The organism is Streptomyces sp. NPDC058195 (assembly GCF_042883525.1).
Lineage (GTDB): Bacteria > Actinomycetota > Actinomycetes > Streptomycetales > Streptomycetaceae > Streptomyces.
The window spans coordinates 1-18,430 of the sequence record NZ_JBHVVM010000025.1 but is presented as its reverse complement, the minus strand read 5'-3'; the positions used below and the strand labels follow the sequence as shown (position 1 = coordinate 18,430).

The window sequence follows — 18,430 nt, the reverse complement described above, 5'->3', positions numbered from 1 at the left end:
GTGGATCACCTGTCTCCGCGAGAGGAAGCCCGGCGTTCGGCCGCCTGTTGCCGCCGGTTACGGGACTGACGTCGGTTCTGTGCGCGCTGCCTGGCGCCGCGCGTGGCGGCCCCGGGCTCGCTGCGGGAGCCGCCGAGGAAGGCGGCGAGGGACTCGATGGTGGGGTGCTGGAAGAGCTCGACCATGGTCAGCTCGTGACCCGGCGAGGCGGCCAGAGCGGTCCGGAACTCGGCCATGAGCAGCGAATGCCCGCCCAGGTCGAAGAAGTTGTCACGCATCCCCACCCGTTCGACACCCAGCAGGCCGCACCACATCCCGGCGAGCTCCTGCTGCAGCCCGTCCTCCGGGGCGACGAACCGGGCCTGCGGGCCTATGCCGCCGGGCCGCGGCTCGGGCAGCGCCTTGCGGTCGGTCTTGCCGCTCGGGGTCAGCGGCAGGGCGTCCAGAACGGTGAAGAACGCCGGAACCATGTACTCCGGCAGCTGCTCGCGCAGATGGCCGGCCAGATCCCCCGGCACGGGCGCGACAGCCCCCGCCGCGGTGACGTACGCGGCCAGGCGCACGTCACCGGGAGCGAACTCGTGGGCGACCACGACGGCCTCACGCACGGTGGCGTGCCGGGCCAGCACGGCCTCGATCTCCCCGAGTTCGAGACGCTGGCCCCGGAGCTTGACCTGGTGGTCGAGGCGGCCGAGGAACTCCAGCGCACCGTCGCAGCGGTGCCGGGCCAGGTCACCGGTGCGGTAGATCCGGGCCCCGGGCACGAACGGGTCGTCCGTGAACCGCTCGGCGGTCAGCTCCGGGCGGTTGACGTACCCGCGGGCCAGCCCGCGGCCGCCGATGCACAGCTCCCCGGGAACCCCGGCAGGCACCGGCCTGCCACGGCGGTCCAGCACGTACATACGCGTATTGGCGATCGGCCGGCCGATGGGCACCGGCCGGGGATCCCCGCCCTGCGGACGGCAGCGCCAGAACGTGACGTCGATGGCGGCCTCGGTAGGCCCGTACAGATTGTGCAGCTCGGCCCGGTGCAGCTCCAGGAACCGGTCCTGAAGAGCGCGGGGCAGCTCCTCACCGCTGCAGAAGACCCGGCGCAGACCGGCCGACTTCCCGGGCGGCTCGGTGAGGAACAACTGCAGCATGGACGGCACGAAATGGACCGTGGTGATCTCCTCGGCGGCGATCGTCCCCGCGAGATACCCGCTGTCACGGTGCCCGCCGGGCCGGGCCACGACGAGCGCCGCACCGGTCATCAGCGGCCAGAAGAACTCCCACACCGACACGTCGAAGGAGAACGGCGTCTTCTGCAGCACCCGGTCGGTGGCGTCCAGCCCATACGCGTCCTGCATCCACAAAAGCCGGTTGCGCAGGGCCGCGTGGACGTTCATCACCCCCTTCGGCCGGCCCGTCGACCCCGAGGTGAAGATGACATACGCCAGGTCCTCGCCGTCCACGGCGACGCCCGGATCGTGCGCGGAGTGCGCGGCCAGCTCGCCGGCCAGGTCCTCCAGCCGCAGCACCGGGCAGCCGGGCGCGGGCAGCTCGCCGGCCAGGGAGCCGTGGGTGAGCACCACGGCCGGCCGGGCGTCCTCGGCGATAGCGGCCAGCCGGGCGGCCGGCAGCCCGGTGTCCAGCGGGACGTACGCCCCGCCGGCCTTGAGAACGGCCAGCAGCGCCACGACGAGATCGAGGGAGCGCTCCATGGCGACGCCGACCAGGACGTCCCGGCCCACTCCGCGCTCACGCAGCAGATGGGCCAGGCGGTTGGCCCGCCCGTTCAGCTCCGCGTACGTCAGCCGGGCACCCTCGAACCGGACGGCCTCACCGTCCGGGGTACGGCGCACCTGCTCCTCGACGATCTCGTGCACCAGCCCGCCGGACCACTCACGGCCGGTGGCGTTCCACTCCTCCACGATGCGGTGGTGCTCCGCCGGGCCGAGGAGGTCCAGCTCACCGACCGGCGTCCCCGGACGGGCCACGACCTGCTCGGCCAGACGCCGGAAATGACCGGCGAGACGGACCACCGTGTCCTCGTCGAACAGGTCGCGGTCGTACTCGAACCAGCCGGTGACACCGCCGTCGGTGTCGAACGCCTGGAGCTCCAGATCGAACCGGGCACCCTCGCTGCGGACCGGGAGCCGGGTGAGACGGGCCCCCGCCATGGCGAGCGTGGGCACCGGCTCACGCCCGTAACTGAAACTGACCTGGAACACCGGCGGACGACTCAGGTCACGCGCGGTGCCGAGACCGGCGACGATCAGCTCGAAGGGGACGTCCTGATGGGCGTACGCGCCCAGACAGGCATCGCGGACCCGGACGAGGACCGACTCGAAATCCGGCTCGCCGGACAGATCGGCCCTGATCGGCAGGGTGTTGACGAAATACCCGATCAGCGGCTCGACCTCGGCCTGCCCGCGCAGCGCGGTGGGCACCCCGACCACGAGGTCGTCCTGGCCCGAGTAGCGGTGCAGCAGGATGCCGAAGACGGCGAGCAGCGCCATGTACGGGGTCGCACCGTGCCGGCCCGCCAGCGCCGACAGCTCACCGATCAGCGCGGGCGGCAGACCGACCGGAACGGAACCGCCGTTGAACCCCTGGACGGCCGGACGCGGCCGGTCGGTGGGCAGGTCGAGCACACCGGGCGCGCCCGCGAGATGACCACGCCAGTACGCCAGGCCCTGCTCCCAGCCGCCACGCTCCAGCTGCTGGTGCTGCCAGGCCGCGAAGTCCCCGTACTGAAGGGGGAGCTCGGCCAGCGGAGAGGGCCGCCCTGCGGCGAACGCCTCGTACAGCTCGGACAGTTCGTTCAGGAAGACCGCGAGGGACCAGCGGTCGGAGACCAGGTGGTGCATCGCGATCACGAGCACCGACCGCTCGGGGCCGGTACGCAGCAGCCGCACCCGCACCAGCGGTCCGGTGTCGATGTCGAAGGGCTCGGCGAGGGCGGCGGCGATCCACTCCTGCCGCTCGGCGTCCCCGTGCTCCGGGCCGCTCAGATCGGCCTCCGGCACGTCGATGTCCAGCTGGGGACGGACGACCTGGACGGGCGCACCGTCACGGGACTCGAACGTGGTGCGCAGCGCCTCGTGACGGCGCACCACCTCCGCGACGGCCGCCCGCAGCAGCCCGGTGTCCAGCGGGCCCTCGACCCGGACGGCACCGGGCACGATGTAGCCGGGGTTGCGCGGCCGGAGCTGTTCGAGGAACCAGGTGCCGCGCTGCAGGACCGCCAGCGGGAAGGTGTCCTCCTGGCCGAGCTGGGCGAACAGGGTCTCGAACCGGGCCCGCTCCTCAGGAGCCAGGGCGGCCAGCCGCTGGGCGAGATCGTCGCTCACGAGCCCTCCCGCGATCCGGCCGGCCCGGCCAGCTGGTCGAGCAGGGCCTGGGCCGCGTCGGCGGCCCGGGGAACCCGCTGGATCGCAGAGGGCGTCCCGGAACCGTCGTACGCGGTGCCCGCCGAGGACACGCCGTCGGTCGCGGCGAGCTCCTTGACGATGCCCCTGGCGACACTCGTGATGGTCGCGCCGCCAAGGAAGTCGGTGATCCGCAGAGTGATGCCGATCCTGCTCTGGATCTCGTTGCGCAGTTCCACGGCCATCAGCGAGTCCAGACCGAAGCCGGTCAGCGGATCGTTCACCCCGACATCGGTGGACGCGGAGCCGAGGACGTCCTTGACGCTGAGCACGAACCGCTCGCAGAGGGTCTCCAGCCGCTCGGACTCGCCCAGCTCCAGCAACTCGGCCGCCGTCGGGATACGGGAGGCACGGCGCCGGCCGCGCGTGGAGCGCCGGGACGAGGAACGGGCGGAGCGCCCGCTGGTGCGGCCCGCGCTCTGCTCGGCGGGCACCTCGTCGGCGGACGCCGCCGTCCCGTCCCAGGGGCGCGGGGACTGCCAGCAGCGGACCGGGTCGAACGGATAGGCGGGCACGGCCACCCGGACCCGGGCGTAGTCACGGTCGAAGCCCGCCCAGTCGACCGGGGCTCCGGCCGCGTACAGCTCGGCGAGCGTGGGCAGCAGCACCTCCCAGTCGTCCTGCTGGGGACGCAGGCTGGGCAGCAGCAGGTCGTCGTGGCCCGAAGGCAGCGCGTCGCTGATCACACCCAGCAGGGTCGGCGCCGGACCCACCTCGACGAAGGTGTGGTGGCCCATGGAACGCAGCGTGTCCAGCCCGTCGGTGAACCGGACCGTGCCGCGCACGTGGCGGCACCAGTAGTCGGGGCCGGGCACCTGGTCCCAGGGCCACAGCTCACCGGTGACGTTGGAGACCAGAGGGATGCGCGGCGCACTGAACGTGATCTTCTCCGCGGCGCGCCGCAGCGGCTCCAGAACCGGATCCATCAGCGGAGAGTGCCCCGCGGAGGCGATGTGCAGCCGCTTGGCCCTGACCCCGCGCGCGGCGAACGCGGCACACACGGCCTCGACGGCTTCCACCTCGCCGGAGATCGCGATGTTCGCGGGGCCGTTGACCGCGGCGATGGCGATCTGGCCGGGGTGCGCGGCGAGTTCGGCGGCCACCTCCTCCTCGGACGCGAAGACCGCGGCCATCGTCCCGGGCAGCGAGAACTCCTGGATGACCCGGGCACGTTCCACCGCGAAGGCCAGCCCGTCCGCCAGGGACATCGCGCCCGCCACACACGCCGCGACACACTCGCCGAAACTGTGGCCCATGACCGCCGCGGGCGTGATGCCCCAGGAACGCCACAGTTCGGCCATGGCGTACTCCACGACGAAGGTCGCCGGCTGGGCATAGGCGGTTTCCTGGATGCGCTGGTCGCCGGGGTCGTCCGGGAACAGGACCGACAGCAGCGGACGGTCCAGCAGCGGACGCAGGATCCCGGCGCACTCGTCGACCGCGCGCCGGAACGTCGGCTGCGTCTCGTACAGGCCACGGGCCATGTCCGGACGCTGGGCCCCCTGGCCGGTGAAGAGGAACACCACCTCGGAGGCATCCGCCTCGCCCTGGACGAGACCGGGCCCGCCCTCACCGCGGGCGAAGGCGGCCAGCTGCTCGGCGACCTCCTCGCGGGTCGTGCCGATCACGGCGAGCCGGTGGCGGAAGTGGGAGCGCCCGGTGCCCGCCGCGTGAGCCACGTCCGCCAGGGAGCCCTCACCGCCGGCCAGCCGCTCGGCGTAACGCCCGGCGAGCGCGGCCAGCGCGCTCTCGCTGCGGGCGGACAGCGGCAGGACGGAGGCGGGCCTGCGGGTGTCCTCGGCGGGCGGCGCCGCCGGCGGCGGGGCCTGCTCCAGGATCAGGTGCACATTGGTGCCGCTCAGCCCGAAGCTGCTCACCGCGGCGGTCCGGGGCCCCTCGCCGCCCGGCCACGGGGTCAGGGCGGTGGGCACCTCGAAGGTGGTGTTGTCGAAGGAGATGTTGGAGTTCAGCCTGGAGAAGTGCAGGTTCGGCGGGATCTCGCCGCGGTCCAGGCACATCGCGGCCTTGATGAGACCGGCGATCCCGGCCGCTGCCTCCAGATGACCGATGTTGGTCTTCACCGCGCCGAGATAGAGCGGCGCACCGTGGTCGCGGCCGTACACATCGGCCAGCGCCTCGGCCTCGATGGGGTCACCCAGACGGGTGCCGGTGCCGTGCGTCTCGATGTAGCCGACCCGGTCGGCCGTCACCCCCGCGGAGTCCAGGGCACGCCGGAACACATCGCGCTGCGCGGCACCGTTGGGAGCGGTGATCCCGGCGCTGCGCCCGTCCTGGTTGACCGCGCCGCCGCGTACGACGGCCAGGACACGGTCCTGGTCGCGCAACGCGTCGGAGAGCCGCTTGAGAACGACGACGCCCCCGCCCTCGCCGCGCACGTAGCCGTCGGCGTCGTCGGAGAACGACTTGGCGCGGCCCTGCCGGGAGACCGAGCCGAACTGCGACTGGGAGATCATCAGCATCGGCGACAGCACGACGTTGACGCCACCGGCCAGGGCCATGTCGCACTCGCCGAGCCGCAGGCTCTGGCAGGCCTGGTGCACCGCGAGCAGCGAGGCGGAACAGGCCGAGTCCACGGTCAGGTTCGGCCCCCGCAGGTCCAGGAGGTAGGCGATGCGGGCCGGTATGAACGACATCGCCGCACCGGAACTGGTGTAGGCGCTGATGTCGTCGGGGTGGCGCAGCTGCGCGGTGATGTAGTCCCAGGAGGCCGCGCCCATGAACACCCCGGTACGGCTGCCGGCCAGCGACGACGGTGCCTGGCCCGCGTTCTCCAGCGCCTCCCAGCACACCTGGAGGCTGAGCCGCTGGGCCGGGTCCATCGCCACGGCCTCGCGGTGGGAGATGCCGAAGAAGTCGTGGTCGAAGTGGTCCAGGCCGTCGAGGAACGCGCCGGAACGGGTGTAGACCTTCCCCGGCTTGCCGGCCTCCTCGTCGTAGAACGCCTGGTGGTCCCACCGCCCGTCCGGTATCTCGCTCACGGCGTCGGTGCCGTCGGCCAGCATCCGCCAGTAGGAGGCGGTGTCGGTGACCTTCCCGGGGAAGCGGCAGCCGGTGCCCACGATGGCGATGGGCTCGGAGCGGGCCCGTTCGTAGGCGTCGACCTTGCGCTGCAGCCGCTCCATCGTCAGGTAGGCGCGCTTGAGCGTGTCGGCCGCTGTCAGGTTCGGTCCCGGTGACGTCATCGCTGGGCCCCCTCGTCGATCTGGGTGGTCTTGGCCATCAGGAGTGCTTCGAGTTCCGCGGCGGACATCGCGTCGAGGTCCGGCAGGTCCGCTTCCCCGGGGGCGCCCGCCTCCCGCACCGCCGCGGCGGGTTCGGTGCCGGGCCCGGTGTCCGGCCCGTCGCCGGGTTCGAGGCCGATCCCCATCCGGTCGGCCAGGTACGGCACCAGGGCCTCCAGGGTGGGGAAGCGCCAGGTGATGGTGGAGGGCAGCTGCACGCGCAGCGACGACTCCAGGGACTTGCGCAGCTCCAGGGAGAGCAGCGAGTCGAAGCCCATACCGGCGAGCGGGGCGCTGGTGTCGATCCGGGCGGGCTCCGTCCCGACGAGGCGGGCGGCGACGGTCCGGCAGTGCTCGGTCAGCACGGCGGTGCGGCGGCGGCCGGGCTCGACCGCGAGCATCCGCCGGCGGATCTCGTCCCCCGGCCCGGCGGCGCCGCCGGTGTCCTGGCCGGGCCCGTCGGCCAGAGTGCGCAGCAGGCCGCCGCCGTGGTGCCCGGCGAGCCGGTCACGGTCCAGCGGCAGGACGCAGACCTGGGCGGCGGAGCTGCCCAGCATCCGGTCGAGGGCGGCGATGCCCTGCTCGGGGTCGATGCTCCTGATGCCGCGGGCGGCCAGCGCGCCGCCCCGCTCGGGGCGGGCGGCGAGACCGATCCGCGCCCACGGGCCCCAGTCGATGCTCAGCGCGGGCAGACCGCGCGAGCGCCGGTGGTGCGCCAGGGCGTCGAGGAAGGCACTCGCCGCGGCGTAGTTGCCCTGGCTGGCCGAGCCGAGGACGGCGGCGGCCGACGAGTACAGGACGAAGAAGTCCAGTTCACGTCCCAGGGTGGCCTGGTGGAGGTGCCAGGCAGCGGCCGACTTCGGGCCCGCGACGGCCCGGAACCGGTCCCCGTCCAGCCCGGTCAGCAGTCCGTCGTCGAGGACGCCCGCGGCGTGCACGACACCGGCCAGCGGCGGCAGCGAGCCGTCGATACGGGCCAGCAGCTCCGCCACGGCGGCGGGATCGGAGACATCGGCGCGGGCGAGGGTGACCTCGGCCCGCTCCCGCAGCCCGGCGAGGACCCGCTCGGCGTCCGGGCCGGGGGCGCTGCGCCCGGCCAGGACCAGATGGCGGGCGCCCTGCCTGACGAGATACCGGGCCGTCTCCAGACCGAGCGCACCGAGACCACCGGTGATCAGATAGGTGCCGAAGGGGCGTACGGGGGCGGCACCCGGGGCGGTCGTGACGGTCTCGTCGGCCCCCGGCACCAGCACGATCTTGCCGGTGTGGCGGGCCTTGGCCATCGCGGTGAAGGCGGCGGGGGCGTCGGCGAAGGAGTGGGTGGTGACCGGCAGGGCGGTGAACTCTCCGTCCGCGAAGCCCTGGACGACATCGGCGAACAGCCCGGCGACCCGCTCCGGCTCCTCCCGGATGGTGTGCTCCAGATCCACCGCGAGGAAGGAGCGGTTGCCCTTGAAGAACTCCATGCCGATGTGGCTGTTGTCGTAGATGTCGCGCTTGCCGATCTCCACGAACCGGCCGCCGGGCGCGACCAGTCCCAGGGACCGCACCAGGGCCTCGCCGGAGGCCGAGTTCAGGACCACGTCGACACCGCGGCCACCGGTGAGCCTGCCGATCTCGTCGGCGAAGTCCAGGGTGCGGGAGTCCATGACGTGCTCCACCCCCAGGCCCCGCAGCAGTGCGCGCTTGTCCGGGGTGCCGGCGGTGGCGTAGACGCGGGCGCCGCGCCGCCGGGCGACCTGGAGCGCGGCGAGGCCGACACCACCGGTCGCGGAGTGGATGAGCACGCTCTCGCCCGCGCCCAGCCGGGCCAGGTGCTCCAGACCGTGGACGGCGGTGAGGAACGCGATCGGTACGGCGGCGGCCTGCACGTCGTCGAGGGACGACGGTGCCGGGGCCACCAGACGCGCGTCGAGGGTGAGGAACGCGGTCATCCCGCCGGGCCCCGCGGTGACGACCCGGTCACCGGCCCGGTGCCCGGTGACGCCCTCGCCCACGGCGGTGATCCGGCCGGCGCACTCGGCGCCGAGCGGCACGACTCCTTCGGCACCCGGATAGGAGTCGAGGGCCTTCAGGACGTCGCTGAAGTTCAGGCCCGCGGCGGCGACCTCGATCTCGACCTGCCCGGGGCCGGGCGGGGTCCGGTGCCACCAGGTGGGGCGGAGGCTGGTGAGGCTGCCGGGCCGGGCGGCCAGCAGACGGTGGTTGCCGTCCCTCGCGGCGTCGAAGGGCCAGGCGGGGCCCTGGTCCTGGGCGGGCCCAGGGACCGGTGTCCAGGACTGGAGCGACGGCGTCAGCCGCGTACCACCGCGCAGGGCGACCTGGTCGTCCTCCCCGGAGCGCAGCACCTCCGCCACGAGCAGCGCGCCCTCCTCCGCGGGCCGGGCCGGGTCCAGGTCGACGACGGTGGTGCGCAGTTCGGTGTGTTCGAGGCCGATCACCCGGGCCAGACCCCACAGCGGGGCCTGCCCGACGGCGAGCGCGTCGCCCTCGGCGGCGCGCTGGGCGCCCCGGGTGAGCAGGACCAGGCGCGGCGCGGGGTCCTGCCCCGCGCGGACCAGCTCCTGCACCAGGTGGAGCACCGGCAGGCAGACGGCGTCGTACGCGGCCGCCGCCCGCTCCTCGTCGGCGTCCTCGGCGAGCATGACGTCCAGGGCTCCGGCGTGCACGATCCCGTCCGGGCGGACACCCGCGGTGGCCAGGTCGGCCAGCAGCGCGGCGATGTCCTCGCGGCGGCCCGGATCGAGCTCGTAGCGGTTCGTCCCCACCTTCCGGTAGGTCTCCGCCGCGGTGACGGTCAGGCATCCGGCGCCGCGCGAGCGCAGTGCCTCGCCCAGGGAGGCGGCGGTGGAGCCGGAATCGGCGAACAGCAGCCAGGTGCCCGGCGGCCGGGACGCCGTGGGGGAGGCGTCGGGGGCCAGGCGCCAGCCGATGTCGAGGAGGCACTCGCCGACCGGGTCGGCCCCGGCATCACGCTCCAGGCGCCGCAGTGTGATGCCGGTGACCTCGCCGACGGCGGTGCCTCCGTCGTCGTACAGGACGACCCGGGCACCGGTGATCGTGTCGGCACCGGGCTCGGCCGCGGTGACCGAGGCGTGCGCCCAGCGCGGTTCGGCATGCTCGGTGAACAGGGCGAAGCCGTTCACCGCGACCGGCACGTACGTGGCGGCCAGCGGTGTCTCCTGCGCGTCCAGGGCGGCGCTGAGGACCTGCAGGGCGCTGTCGAGCAGGGCGGGATGCACGGGGTGGCGGCCGCGGTCGGAGGTCAGGGCGCCGCGCTCGCGCAGCCGGGCCACGGCCTCGGCCCGGCCCCGCCACAGCTCCTCGACGCCCTGGAACGCGGGCCCGTACACCATTCCGGCACGGCCCAGCGCGGCGTAGTGGTCCGCGGCCGGGGCCGCGGTGGTGCAGCGCGCCCGCACGGCGGCCAGCGGCTCGGTGGCGGTGCCCGCGACGGCCCGGCGCAGCCCCGCCCGCGCGGCCTCGGCCCACTGCGCACCGCCGTCGGCGCGGGTGAACAGCCGCACCGTGCCGGTGTCGGCCGTGCCGGGCAGCAGGGCGAGCTGCAGTGTGGTGTCGTCGGCCTGCTCGGGCACCACGGTGAGCCGGGTGAACGCGACATCCTCCAGGGCGGCGTCGCCGCCGAGGTGCGCGCGGGCCGCGGCGAGTGCGGCGTCGAGGACCAGCGCGGCGGGCAGCACGGGGCTCCCGCCGACCTGATGGTCCGCCAGGTAGGGGAACTCCGCGAGACCGACCGGCGCCGACCAGTGGACGGCGTGCGGCGGCAGCGCCGACACGGTGCGCTCGCGCAGCACCGGGTGGCCGCGGTGCGCCGGGCGGTGCCCGGGGCGCCGCTCGTACCAGCTGCGGGTGCGCTGCCAGGGGTAGCCGGGCAGGTCGGTCATGGGCCCCGCCGGGCCGTGGACGCGGGTGAAGTCGATCTGGTGGCCCGCGGTGTAGAGGCGGCCGAGCCCGCCGAGCAGCCCGGCGCGGCCCGGCTGCTCGCGGCGGAGCGAGGAGACCGCGACCCCGTCGTCGTACGACGCGAGGCGTTCGGTGACGGCGTCGGTGAGCATCGGGTGCGGGGACACCTCGACGAACACGTTGTGCCCGGTGTCGGCGAGGACGGTGACGGCCGTGTCGAACAGGACCGGCCGGGTGAGGTTGGACGCCCAGTACGCGGCGTCGAGCTGGTCGCCGGGGACGGTCTCGCCGGTGCCGGTGGAGATCATCGGGGTGGTGGTGGGGCGGGGCCGCAGGGAGGCGAGCGCCTGCCGCAGCCCGGAGGCGACGGGTTCCATCAGCGGGCAGTGCGAGGCGAACTCGACGGACTCCAGGACCTTGCAGTAGAGGCCCTCGTCCGCGAGGGACTTGGCGAACTTCTCCACGGTGGTGCTGTCGCCGGAGAAGACGGTGGAGGTCGGGCTGTTGGCGGCCGCGATCCACACCTGCCCCGGGGCGCGCTCGGCCAGCAGGGAGCGGGCCGTCTCCAGGGAGACGCCCGCGACGGCCATCCGGCCCTTGCCGGTGGCGGCGTGCAGGGCCGTGCCGCGGTGCAGGGCGATCAGCAGGGCGTCCTCCAGCGAGATCGCGCCCGCGACCTGCGCTGCGGCGATCTCACCGACGCTGTGCCCGACGACGGCGGCGGGTTCGATGCCCCAGGACCGCCACAGGGCGGCCAGGGCGATCTGGACGGCGGCGAGGGCCGGCTGGCCGACGGCGGTGTCGAGCAGCCGGGAGCGGGCGGGGTCGGCCGTCAGCTGGTCGAGCAGCGACCAGTCGGTGTGCCGCCGCAGCAGGGTGTCGGCCCGTTCCAGGACGGCGTTGAAGGCATGCTCCCCGGCGAGGTCACCGGTGAGCAGATCGGCGGCCAGCGGCCACCAGCGCGGCCCCTGCCCGGAGAAGACGAACACGGGCCTGGTCCGCAGCCCCGCCCGGCGGACCCCGTGGCTGAGGCCGGTGGCGTCCTCACCGCGGCCGAACGAGGCGAGCGCGCCGCGCAGTTCGCCCGCATCGGTGCCGGTGACGGCCAGCCGGTGCTCGTGGTGGGTGCGGCGGACGGCGGCGGCATGGGCCAGGGCGCGCACCGGGGCGGTGCCGGTGAGCTTGTCCCCGTAACGGGCGGCGAGCTCGCGCAGGGCCTGCTCGTCGCGGGCGGAGACGGTCAGCAGCACCGCGTTCCCGGTGGCGTCCTCGGACGGAGGGTCGGCCCGCGGCGGTTCCTCCACCACGAGGTGGGCGTTGGTGCCGCCGAACCCGAAGGAACTGACGCCCGCGAGGGCCGGGGCGTCGGCGGCGGGCCAGGGACCGAGGCGGTCGGCGACCCGGAGGGGCAGCTCGCCGAAGGGGATGTGCGGGTTGGGCGTGCGGTAGTGCAGGGTCGGCACCACCGTGCGGTGCCGGACCATGAGGGCGGTCTTGATCAGGCCGCCGATGCCCGCCGCGGCCTCCATGTGGCCGAGGTTGGACTTCACCGAGCCGACCAGGCACGGCGCTGCCGGGTCGCGCCCGTCGCCGAGGACCGCGCCGAGGGCCTTGGCCTCGATGGGGTCGCCGAGGATGGTGCCGGTGCCGTGCGCCTCGACGTAGCCGATGTCGGCGGCGCGCACCCCGGCCCTGGCGTGGGCGGCGCGCACCACTGCCTCCTGGGCCTTCGGGCTGGGCGCCATCAGCCCGTTGCTCGCGCCGTCCTGGTTGACGGCGCCGCCGCGGATCACGGCGTGCACGGGGTCGCCGTCGGCCAGGGCCCGGCGAAGCGGCTTGAGGACCACCACACCGGCGCCCTCGGACCGGACGTAGCCGTTGGCGCTCGCGTCGAACGGCTTGCAGCGGCCGTCGGCGGACATCACTCCGGCCTTGCTGAAGTTGATCGCGAACGCGGGGGAGAGCACCAGGTTCACCCCGCCGGCCAGCGCCAGGTCGCAGTCGCCCCGGGACAGGCTCGCGCACGCCTGGAGCACCGACACGAGCGAGGAGGAGCAGGCGGAGTCGACGGCCATGCTCGGGCCGCGCAGGTCGAGCAGGTACGAGATGCGGTTCGCGGCGATGCTCAGCGCGCTGCCGGTGCCGGTGTAGGCGTCGATGGCGTCGAGGTCGCTCAGCTGGCCGGTGGCGTAGTCGAAGGTGGAGATGCCGATGAACACCCCGGTCTGGGTGCCGGACAGGGCGTTGGTGGGCACGCCCGCGTTCTCCAGGGCCTCGAAGGAGACCTCCGCGAGCAGCCGCTGCTGCGGGTCCATGCGGGCGGCTTCCTGCTGCGAGATGCCGAAGAACCCCGCGTCGAAGCGGTCGGCGCCCTCGACGAACCCGCCCCAGCGGCTGTTGGTGCGGCCGGGGGCCGAAGGGTCGTCGTCGGTGAACTCCTCGGTGCTCCACCGCTCGGCGGGTACCTCGGTCACCGCGTCGTGGCCTTCTGTCAGCAGTTTCCAGAAGCTGTCGGGGCCGTCGACGCCGCCGGGGAAGCGGCAGCCGATGCCGATGATGGCGACCGGCTCGTCGGCGCCGGAGCCGTCCGGGGCGGGGGAAGCGGCGGACGGCGCGGGGGCGGTGAGGGTGGTGGGGGGCTCCTCGGCCGCGGTGGGGGACGCGGGCTCGCCCGCCAGGTGCCGGGCGAGCCGGGCGGCGGTCGGGTACTCCCAGACGATGCCGGGCTCCAGCTTCCGGCCGAGACGGCTCTCCAGGTCGCCGACCATCGCGACCAGTTCGACGGAGCGCAGCCCGTACCCGGCGAACGGAAGCTCCGGGTCGACGGCGGCGGTCTGCCGCCCGGTCGCGGCGGCCAGCGCCTCGCGCAGCCACCGCTCGATCTCGGCGGAGCCCGGCGCCGGGCTCCCGGCCGGTGCGCTCTGGTGCGCGGCGGGCGTGGCCCCGGCCTCGTCCGCCCGCCACAGGGCGAGCGGCACGAAGGTGCCGGAGAGGACGGAGTCGAGGCAGGACGCGCGCTGGAGCTTGCCGCTGGAGGTCTTCGGCACCGTCCCGGGACGGGCCAGGGCGATGAGGTGGGGCTGGAGCCCGTGCTCGCGCAGGACCTCGGCGCGGATCGCCTCGATGACCCGGGCGCGGTCCTCGGGGGAGCGGCTGCCGCGGTACTCCTGGACGACGACGAGCCGTTCCTCACCGTCGATCTCGCGGGCACCGGCCACCCCGCAGCCCTCGCGCAGGCCCGGGTCGACGCTTTCCATGGTGCGCTCGATGTCCTGCGGGTAGTGGTTGCGTCCCGCGACGATGACGACGTCCTTGATGCGGCCGGTGACGTAGAGCTCGTCGCCGTCGGTGAACCCGAGGTCGCCGGTGCGCAGGAACGGCCCCTCCCCGGTGCCGAGGCGGGCCTGGAAGACCTCCTCGGTGGCCTGCGGACGGCGCCAGTAGCCGTGCGCGACGCTCGGACCTGCCACCCAGATCTCGCCGACCCGGCCGTGCGGCAGCGCGGCCCGGGTCTGCGGGTCCACCACGACGACCTTCTGGTCGTTCAGGGAGACGCCGCAGCCGGGCAGGTTGCGGACGGTCTCGCCGGGGGCGGCGTCCTCGGCCATCCCGTCCAGGAGCGATTCGGCCCGCAGGTCGCGGTGGACGGGCTCGGCGGCCGGGTTCCCGGTGGAGACCACCAGGGTCGCCTCGGCCAGGCCGTAGGACGGGGCGTGGGTGGTGGGCCGGAATCCGCACTCGGCGAAGGCGGCGGAGAACCGTTCCATGGTCTTCCGGCGCACCGGCTCCGCGCCGTTGAGCGCGACCTGCCAGGTGCTCAGGTCCAGGGTCCGCCGGTCCTGTTCGGTGACCTTGGCGACCGCGAGGTCGTAGGCGAAGTTCGGGGCGGGGCTCGCGGTGGCACCGGTGTCGGAGATCGCGCGCAGCCAGCGCAGCGGCCGCTTGAGGAACGAGTACGGCGACATGAAGGTGACCGGGTAGCCGCCGTACGCGGGGGTGAGCAGGCCCATGATGAGGCCCAGGTCATGGAAGGGCGGCAGCCAGCTCACCATGTGCTGGCGGGGGTCGTTGCCGAAGAACTGCCGGTTCATCTCCGAGATGTTGTGGATCAGGTTGCCGTGGCTGACCATCACGCCCTTGGGGCTGTTGGTGGAGCCGGAGGTGTACTGGAGGAAGGCGAGGCTGTCCCGGTCCGTGCCGGGCTCACGCCAGCTGCCGGCGGCGGTGGTGTCGACGCGGTCGACGGGGATCCAGGCGATCTCGCCCAGCGCGGGGGCGTGCTCGGTGAAGCGGTCGACCAGGGCGATCGTCTCGGCCGGGGCGAGGACCAGCGCGGGCTCGGCGTCCTCGACGACGGCCGTCAGCCGCGGCAGCGTGCGCATCGGGAACGCGGGGTCCGGCGGGTAGACCGGCACGGCGACGATGTCGGCGTACAGGCAGGCGAAGAACGAGGTCACGTAGTCCAGACCGGCCGGACACATGATCAGGGCGCGCTCCCCGGCGGGGAATCGTTCCTGCAGCACCGCGGCGATCGAGCGGGCCCGCAGGTCCAGCTCGGCGTTGCCGAGGGCGAGCGGCTCGCCCTCGCCGTCCACGAGGAACCGGAAGATCTGCTCCTGCGAGTGCTCGCCGAAGACCGTACGGAAATGCTCTACAAGCGATCGTGCGTCCCGGCCCGGCATCCGACCGTCCTCTCAATTCTCGAAACCTTGCGTGAACTCTTACGAGGGAGTGCTCGGACCACGCGCTGTGCGCCGCGGAATCATTCCGCATTCCGACGCCGGGGCCCGATGGTGCAACGCCGTGACAGCTTTCAGAAAGCCGCCCGTACTCCGTGGCTCATGACTGCTCGGGGGAGAGGCCGCTCAGCGGCCGGGAGGATCCCTGCGAGGTGATCCGAAGAGGCGATGGCGAGGGAAGCCCGTCCGGTATTCCGGTCAGCAATCTCCTGAGGTGATCCCGCCATGCGCTCGTCAGCATCCAACAGGCCCGGCCGGTCCGTCAAGAAATGAATCGGCAAAGGAATCCGGGCGGCTCAGGAAGGGGCACGGCCAGCTCATTCCTGAAGCCCTGGGCATTTTGGAAGAAGGGATTGTCAGGCGTTTTCCGGTGCCGTGCGGAAGCGGTTGATGGCCGTCTCGTGACGGGCCCGCAGTTCCGGATCACCGATACCGAGGCCCTCCCCGGGCGCCAGGCACAGCACACCGACCTTGCCCTGGTGCCGGTTGTGGTGGACGTCGTGAACGGCCTGGGCGGTCTCCCCGAGCGGCACCACCCTGGAGAGCGTGGGGTGGATGTGGCCCTTGGCGATCAGCCGGTTGGCCTCCCACGCCTCACGGTAGTTCGCGAAGTGGGTACCGATGATCCGCTTGAGGTTCATCCACAGATACCGGTTGTCGAAGGTGTGCTCGTAGCCCGAGGTGGACGCACAGGTCACGACGGTCCCGCCGCGACGGGCCACGTACACACTCGCGCCGAACGTCTCGCGGCCGGGGTGCTCGAAGACGATGTCCGGGTCGTCGCCGCCGGTCAGCTCCCTGATCCGGCTGCCGAACCGCCGCCACTCCCGCGTGTCCTGGGTGTGCTCGTCCTTCCAGAACCGGTAGCCCTCGGCGCTCCGGTCGATCACCAGCTCCGCGCCCATCCGCCGGCACGCCTCGGCCTTCTGCGGGCTGGACACCACGCACACCGGAATCGCTCCGCCGTTGAGCGCCAGCTGGGTGGCGTACGAGCCGAGCCCGCCGGAGGCGCCCCAGATCAGCACCGTGTCGCCCTGCTTCATCCGGGCACCGCCGGGGGAGACCAGCTGCCGGTACGCGGTGGAGTTCACCAGCCCCGAGGCCGCCGCCTCCTCCCAGCTGAGGTGACGGGGCTTCGGCATCAGCTGGTTGGCCTTGACCAGCGCCAGCTCCGCCAGCCCGCCGAAATTCGTCTCGAACCCCCAGATCCGCTGCTCCGGGTCGAGCATGGTGTCCGCGTGCCCGTCGGGATGGTCCAGCTCCACGGAGAGGCAGTGCGCGACCACCTGGTCCCCGGGCCGCCAGCCCGTCACCCCCTCGCCGCAGCGCAGCACCACACCCGAGAGGTCCGAGCCCAGCACGTGGTACGGCAGGTCGTGCCGGGCGGCCCGCGCGGAGGTCTTCCCGTAGCGGGAGAGGAAACCGAACGTCGGCAGCGGCTCGAAGATCGACGACCACACCGTGTTGTGGTTGATCCCGCTCGCCATCACCGCCACCAGCACCTCGCCCGCGGCAGGTTCGGGAGTGGCCACCTCGTCCAGGTGCAGCGAGTTGCGCGGGTCCTTGTCCCGGCTCGCCATCCCGTCGAACATCGACGCCTCGTCGGCGTGCAGCACCACCCCCCGGTAGAACTCCGGCACCGGCAGCCGGCCCACCTCGTCGAGTTCGTCCGCGAGGATCGCGTCGAGGATCTTCTGCATGGTCTCCGGACCTCTTTCCGGCTCGGTATGCGAAAAACAGGACGCGACGGATTCAGGTTTCCCGAAGGACAAGGAAACAGAGGGATTCGCCGTCGCCGGGATACGGGTTCTGCGGTTGCTCTGCGGAGATCTTCGAAAGGCGAGCGCCGGATGAATGCTGACACCGGCACACGGCCGAGTCCAGTGGCCGATATTCGCGCACCTCCCTGTTCAACTGGCCAGTCCCTTCAGTTGAACAGACGGCATGACGGCGCGATCACATCGGGACCACCTATTCCGCAGAGACCGGAAAGCAGCATTCCGCGGCCTGGGGAAAACGGGTGACAGAGTGTTCAACTGAACGATCCGGGCAGTTGAACACCCTTGCGCCCGAACCGGATCGGGCCCTCACCCCCCGTCGGTCACAAGTTCGTAGGGGTATCCCTGACGCCGCATGGGGGATTCCCCTGATGCCGGCTGATATACGCCTGCCTACGGTGAGCCAAGTGGACTGAACAGGGCTTCTTCGTGTCGCCTTATAACGACCGTCTGCGCAAGAAAAAAGTTGTACACCCGGATTTCTGCACCTGGGTGTCGAGACGAGGAGGAAGCTGTGACCGACAGCAGTGTCAGGGATTACGAGGGAGCGAACGTGCGCACCACGACCACAGGGTGGACAGCCGGACGCGTCACCGCCGTCGTGGTCGGTGCGCTCCTGTCCCTCGTCGCGCTCACGCTCATCGGCGGCGGCGCCGCGGCCGCCTACTACGGCTCCCAGGACGACGGCTACATCGACCTGGGCACCAGCGAGTTCGCGCACCGCACCGACACCTACGCCATGACCACCGAAAGCTGGCGCGCCGACGAGCAGCTGGGCGGCCTGTACGACGACCTCCGGATCACCTTCAAGCCGGACAACGCCTCCGACCCGGTCTTCGTCGGAATCGCGGACGCCGGACGGATGAACCAGTACCTGGGCGGCGTCCAGCACGTGACCATCCACGACTCCAGCGCCAAGGGCGACACCCAGAGCAAGCACGAGGGCGGCACCCCGAAGACGCCGCCCGCCCAGGCCGACGTATGGGTCGCCAAGGCCGGCGGACAGGGCGCCCAGACGCTGAACTGGACCGTGAAGCCGGGCGAGGTCGCGGCGGTCGCCATGAAGGCCGACGGCTCGCGCGGCCTCGCCGGCCACGTCACCGTGGAGGCGAGGGTCGGCGCCCTGGCCGGCATCGGCTACGGACTGCTCGCCGCCGGGCTGATCGTGCTGGCCGGCTCGCTGTTCCTGATCGTGAAGCCGGTCCGCCGGGCGAGGGCACGCACCGCCTGACCCCAGGACGGGACGGCAAGCGGCGCAGGCACGGGAACTCCCGGGCGGGGCCGGGGGCCCGGTGGGCCCCCGCCCGACGTACACCCCGCCAACGGAGCGGTAT

The 18,430-nt window shown here is 72.9% G+C and carries 5 protein-coding genes; 1 reads left to right on the top strand and 4 read right to left on the bottom strand.

The window, feature by feature from the left end; translation table 11 throughout:
- Nucleotides 1-5 precede the first annotated feature (5 nt).
- The 4 genes from ACFVWY_RS26595 to ccrA all read right to left on the bottom strand — a co-directional run bounded on the left by ACFVWY_RS26595 (nucleotide 6) and on the right by ccrA (nucleotide 17,018).
- Complete coding sequence (locus tag ACFVWY_RS26595) at nucleotides 6-3,335, bottom strand: amino acid adenylation domain-containing protein (RefSeq protein ID WP_389876884.1); 3,330 nt, start codon at nucleotides 3,333-3,335, stop codon at nucleotides 6-8.
- Nucleotides 3,332-6,616, bottom strand: coding sequence for a type I polyketide synthase (locus ACFVWY_RS26590; protein WP_389876883.1), 3,285 nt, complete (start codon nucleotides 6,614-6,616; stop codon nucleotides 3,332-3,334). Before ACFVWY_RS26590 ends, ACFVWY_RS26595 begins: the two co-directional genes overlap by 4 nt.
- The gene (locus ACFVWY_RS26585; RefSeq protein ID WP_389876881.1) at nucleotides 6,613-15,261 is read right to left on the bottom strand and encodes an SDR family NAD(P)-dependent oxidoreductase; all 8,649 of its coding nucleotides are present in this window, start codon (nucleotides 15,259-15,261) and stop codon (nucleotides 6,613-6,615) included. Before ACFVWY_RS26585 ends, ACFVWY_RS26590 begins: the two co-directional genes overlap by 4 nt.
- A 413-nt stretch (nucleotides 15,262-15,674) precedes the next feature.
- The gene (ccrA, locus tag ACFVWY_RS26580) at nucleotides 15,675-17,018 is read right to left on the bottom strand and encodes a crotonyl-CoA carboxylase/reductase (protein ID WP_389876879.1); all 1,344 of its coding nucleotides are present in this window, start codon (nucleotides 17,016-17,018) and stop codon (nucleotides 15,675-15,677) included.
- Nucleotides 17,019-17,610: 592 nt separating this feature from the next.
- Here ccrA and ACFVWY_RS26575 point away from each other — a divergent pair.
- Nucleotides 17,611-18,327 (top strand): hypothetical protein, encoded by a 717-nt coding sequence (locus tag ACFVWY_RS26575; protein WP_389876877.1) that lies wholly within the window; start codon nucleotides 17,611-17,613, stop codon nucleotides 18,325-18,327.
- The last annotated feature ends 103 nt before the right edge of the window (nucleotides 18,328-18,430 follow it).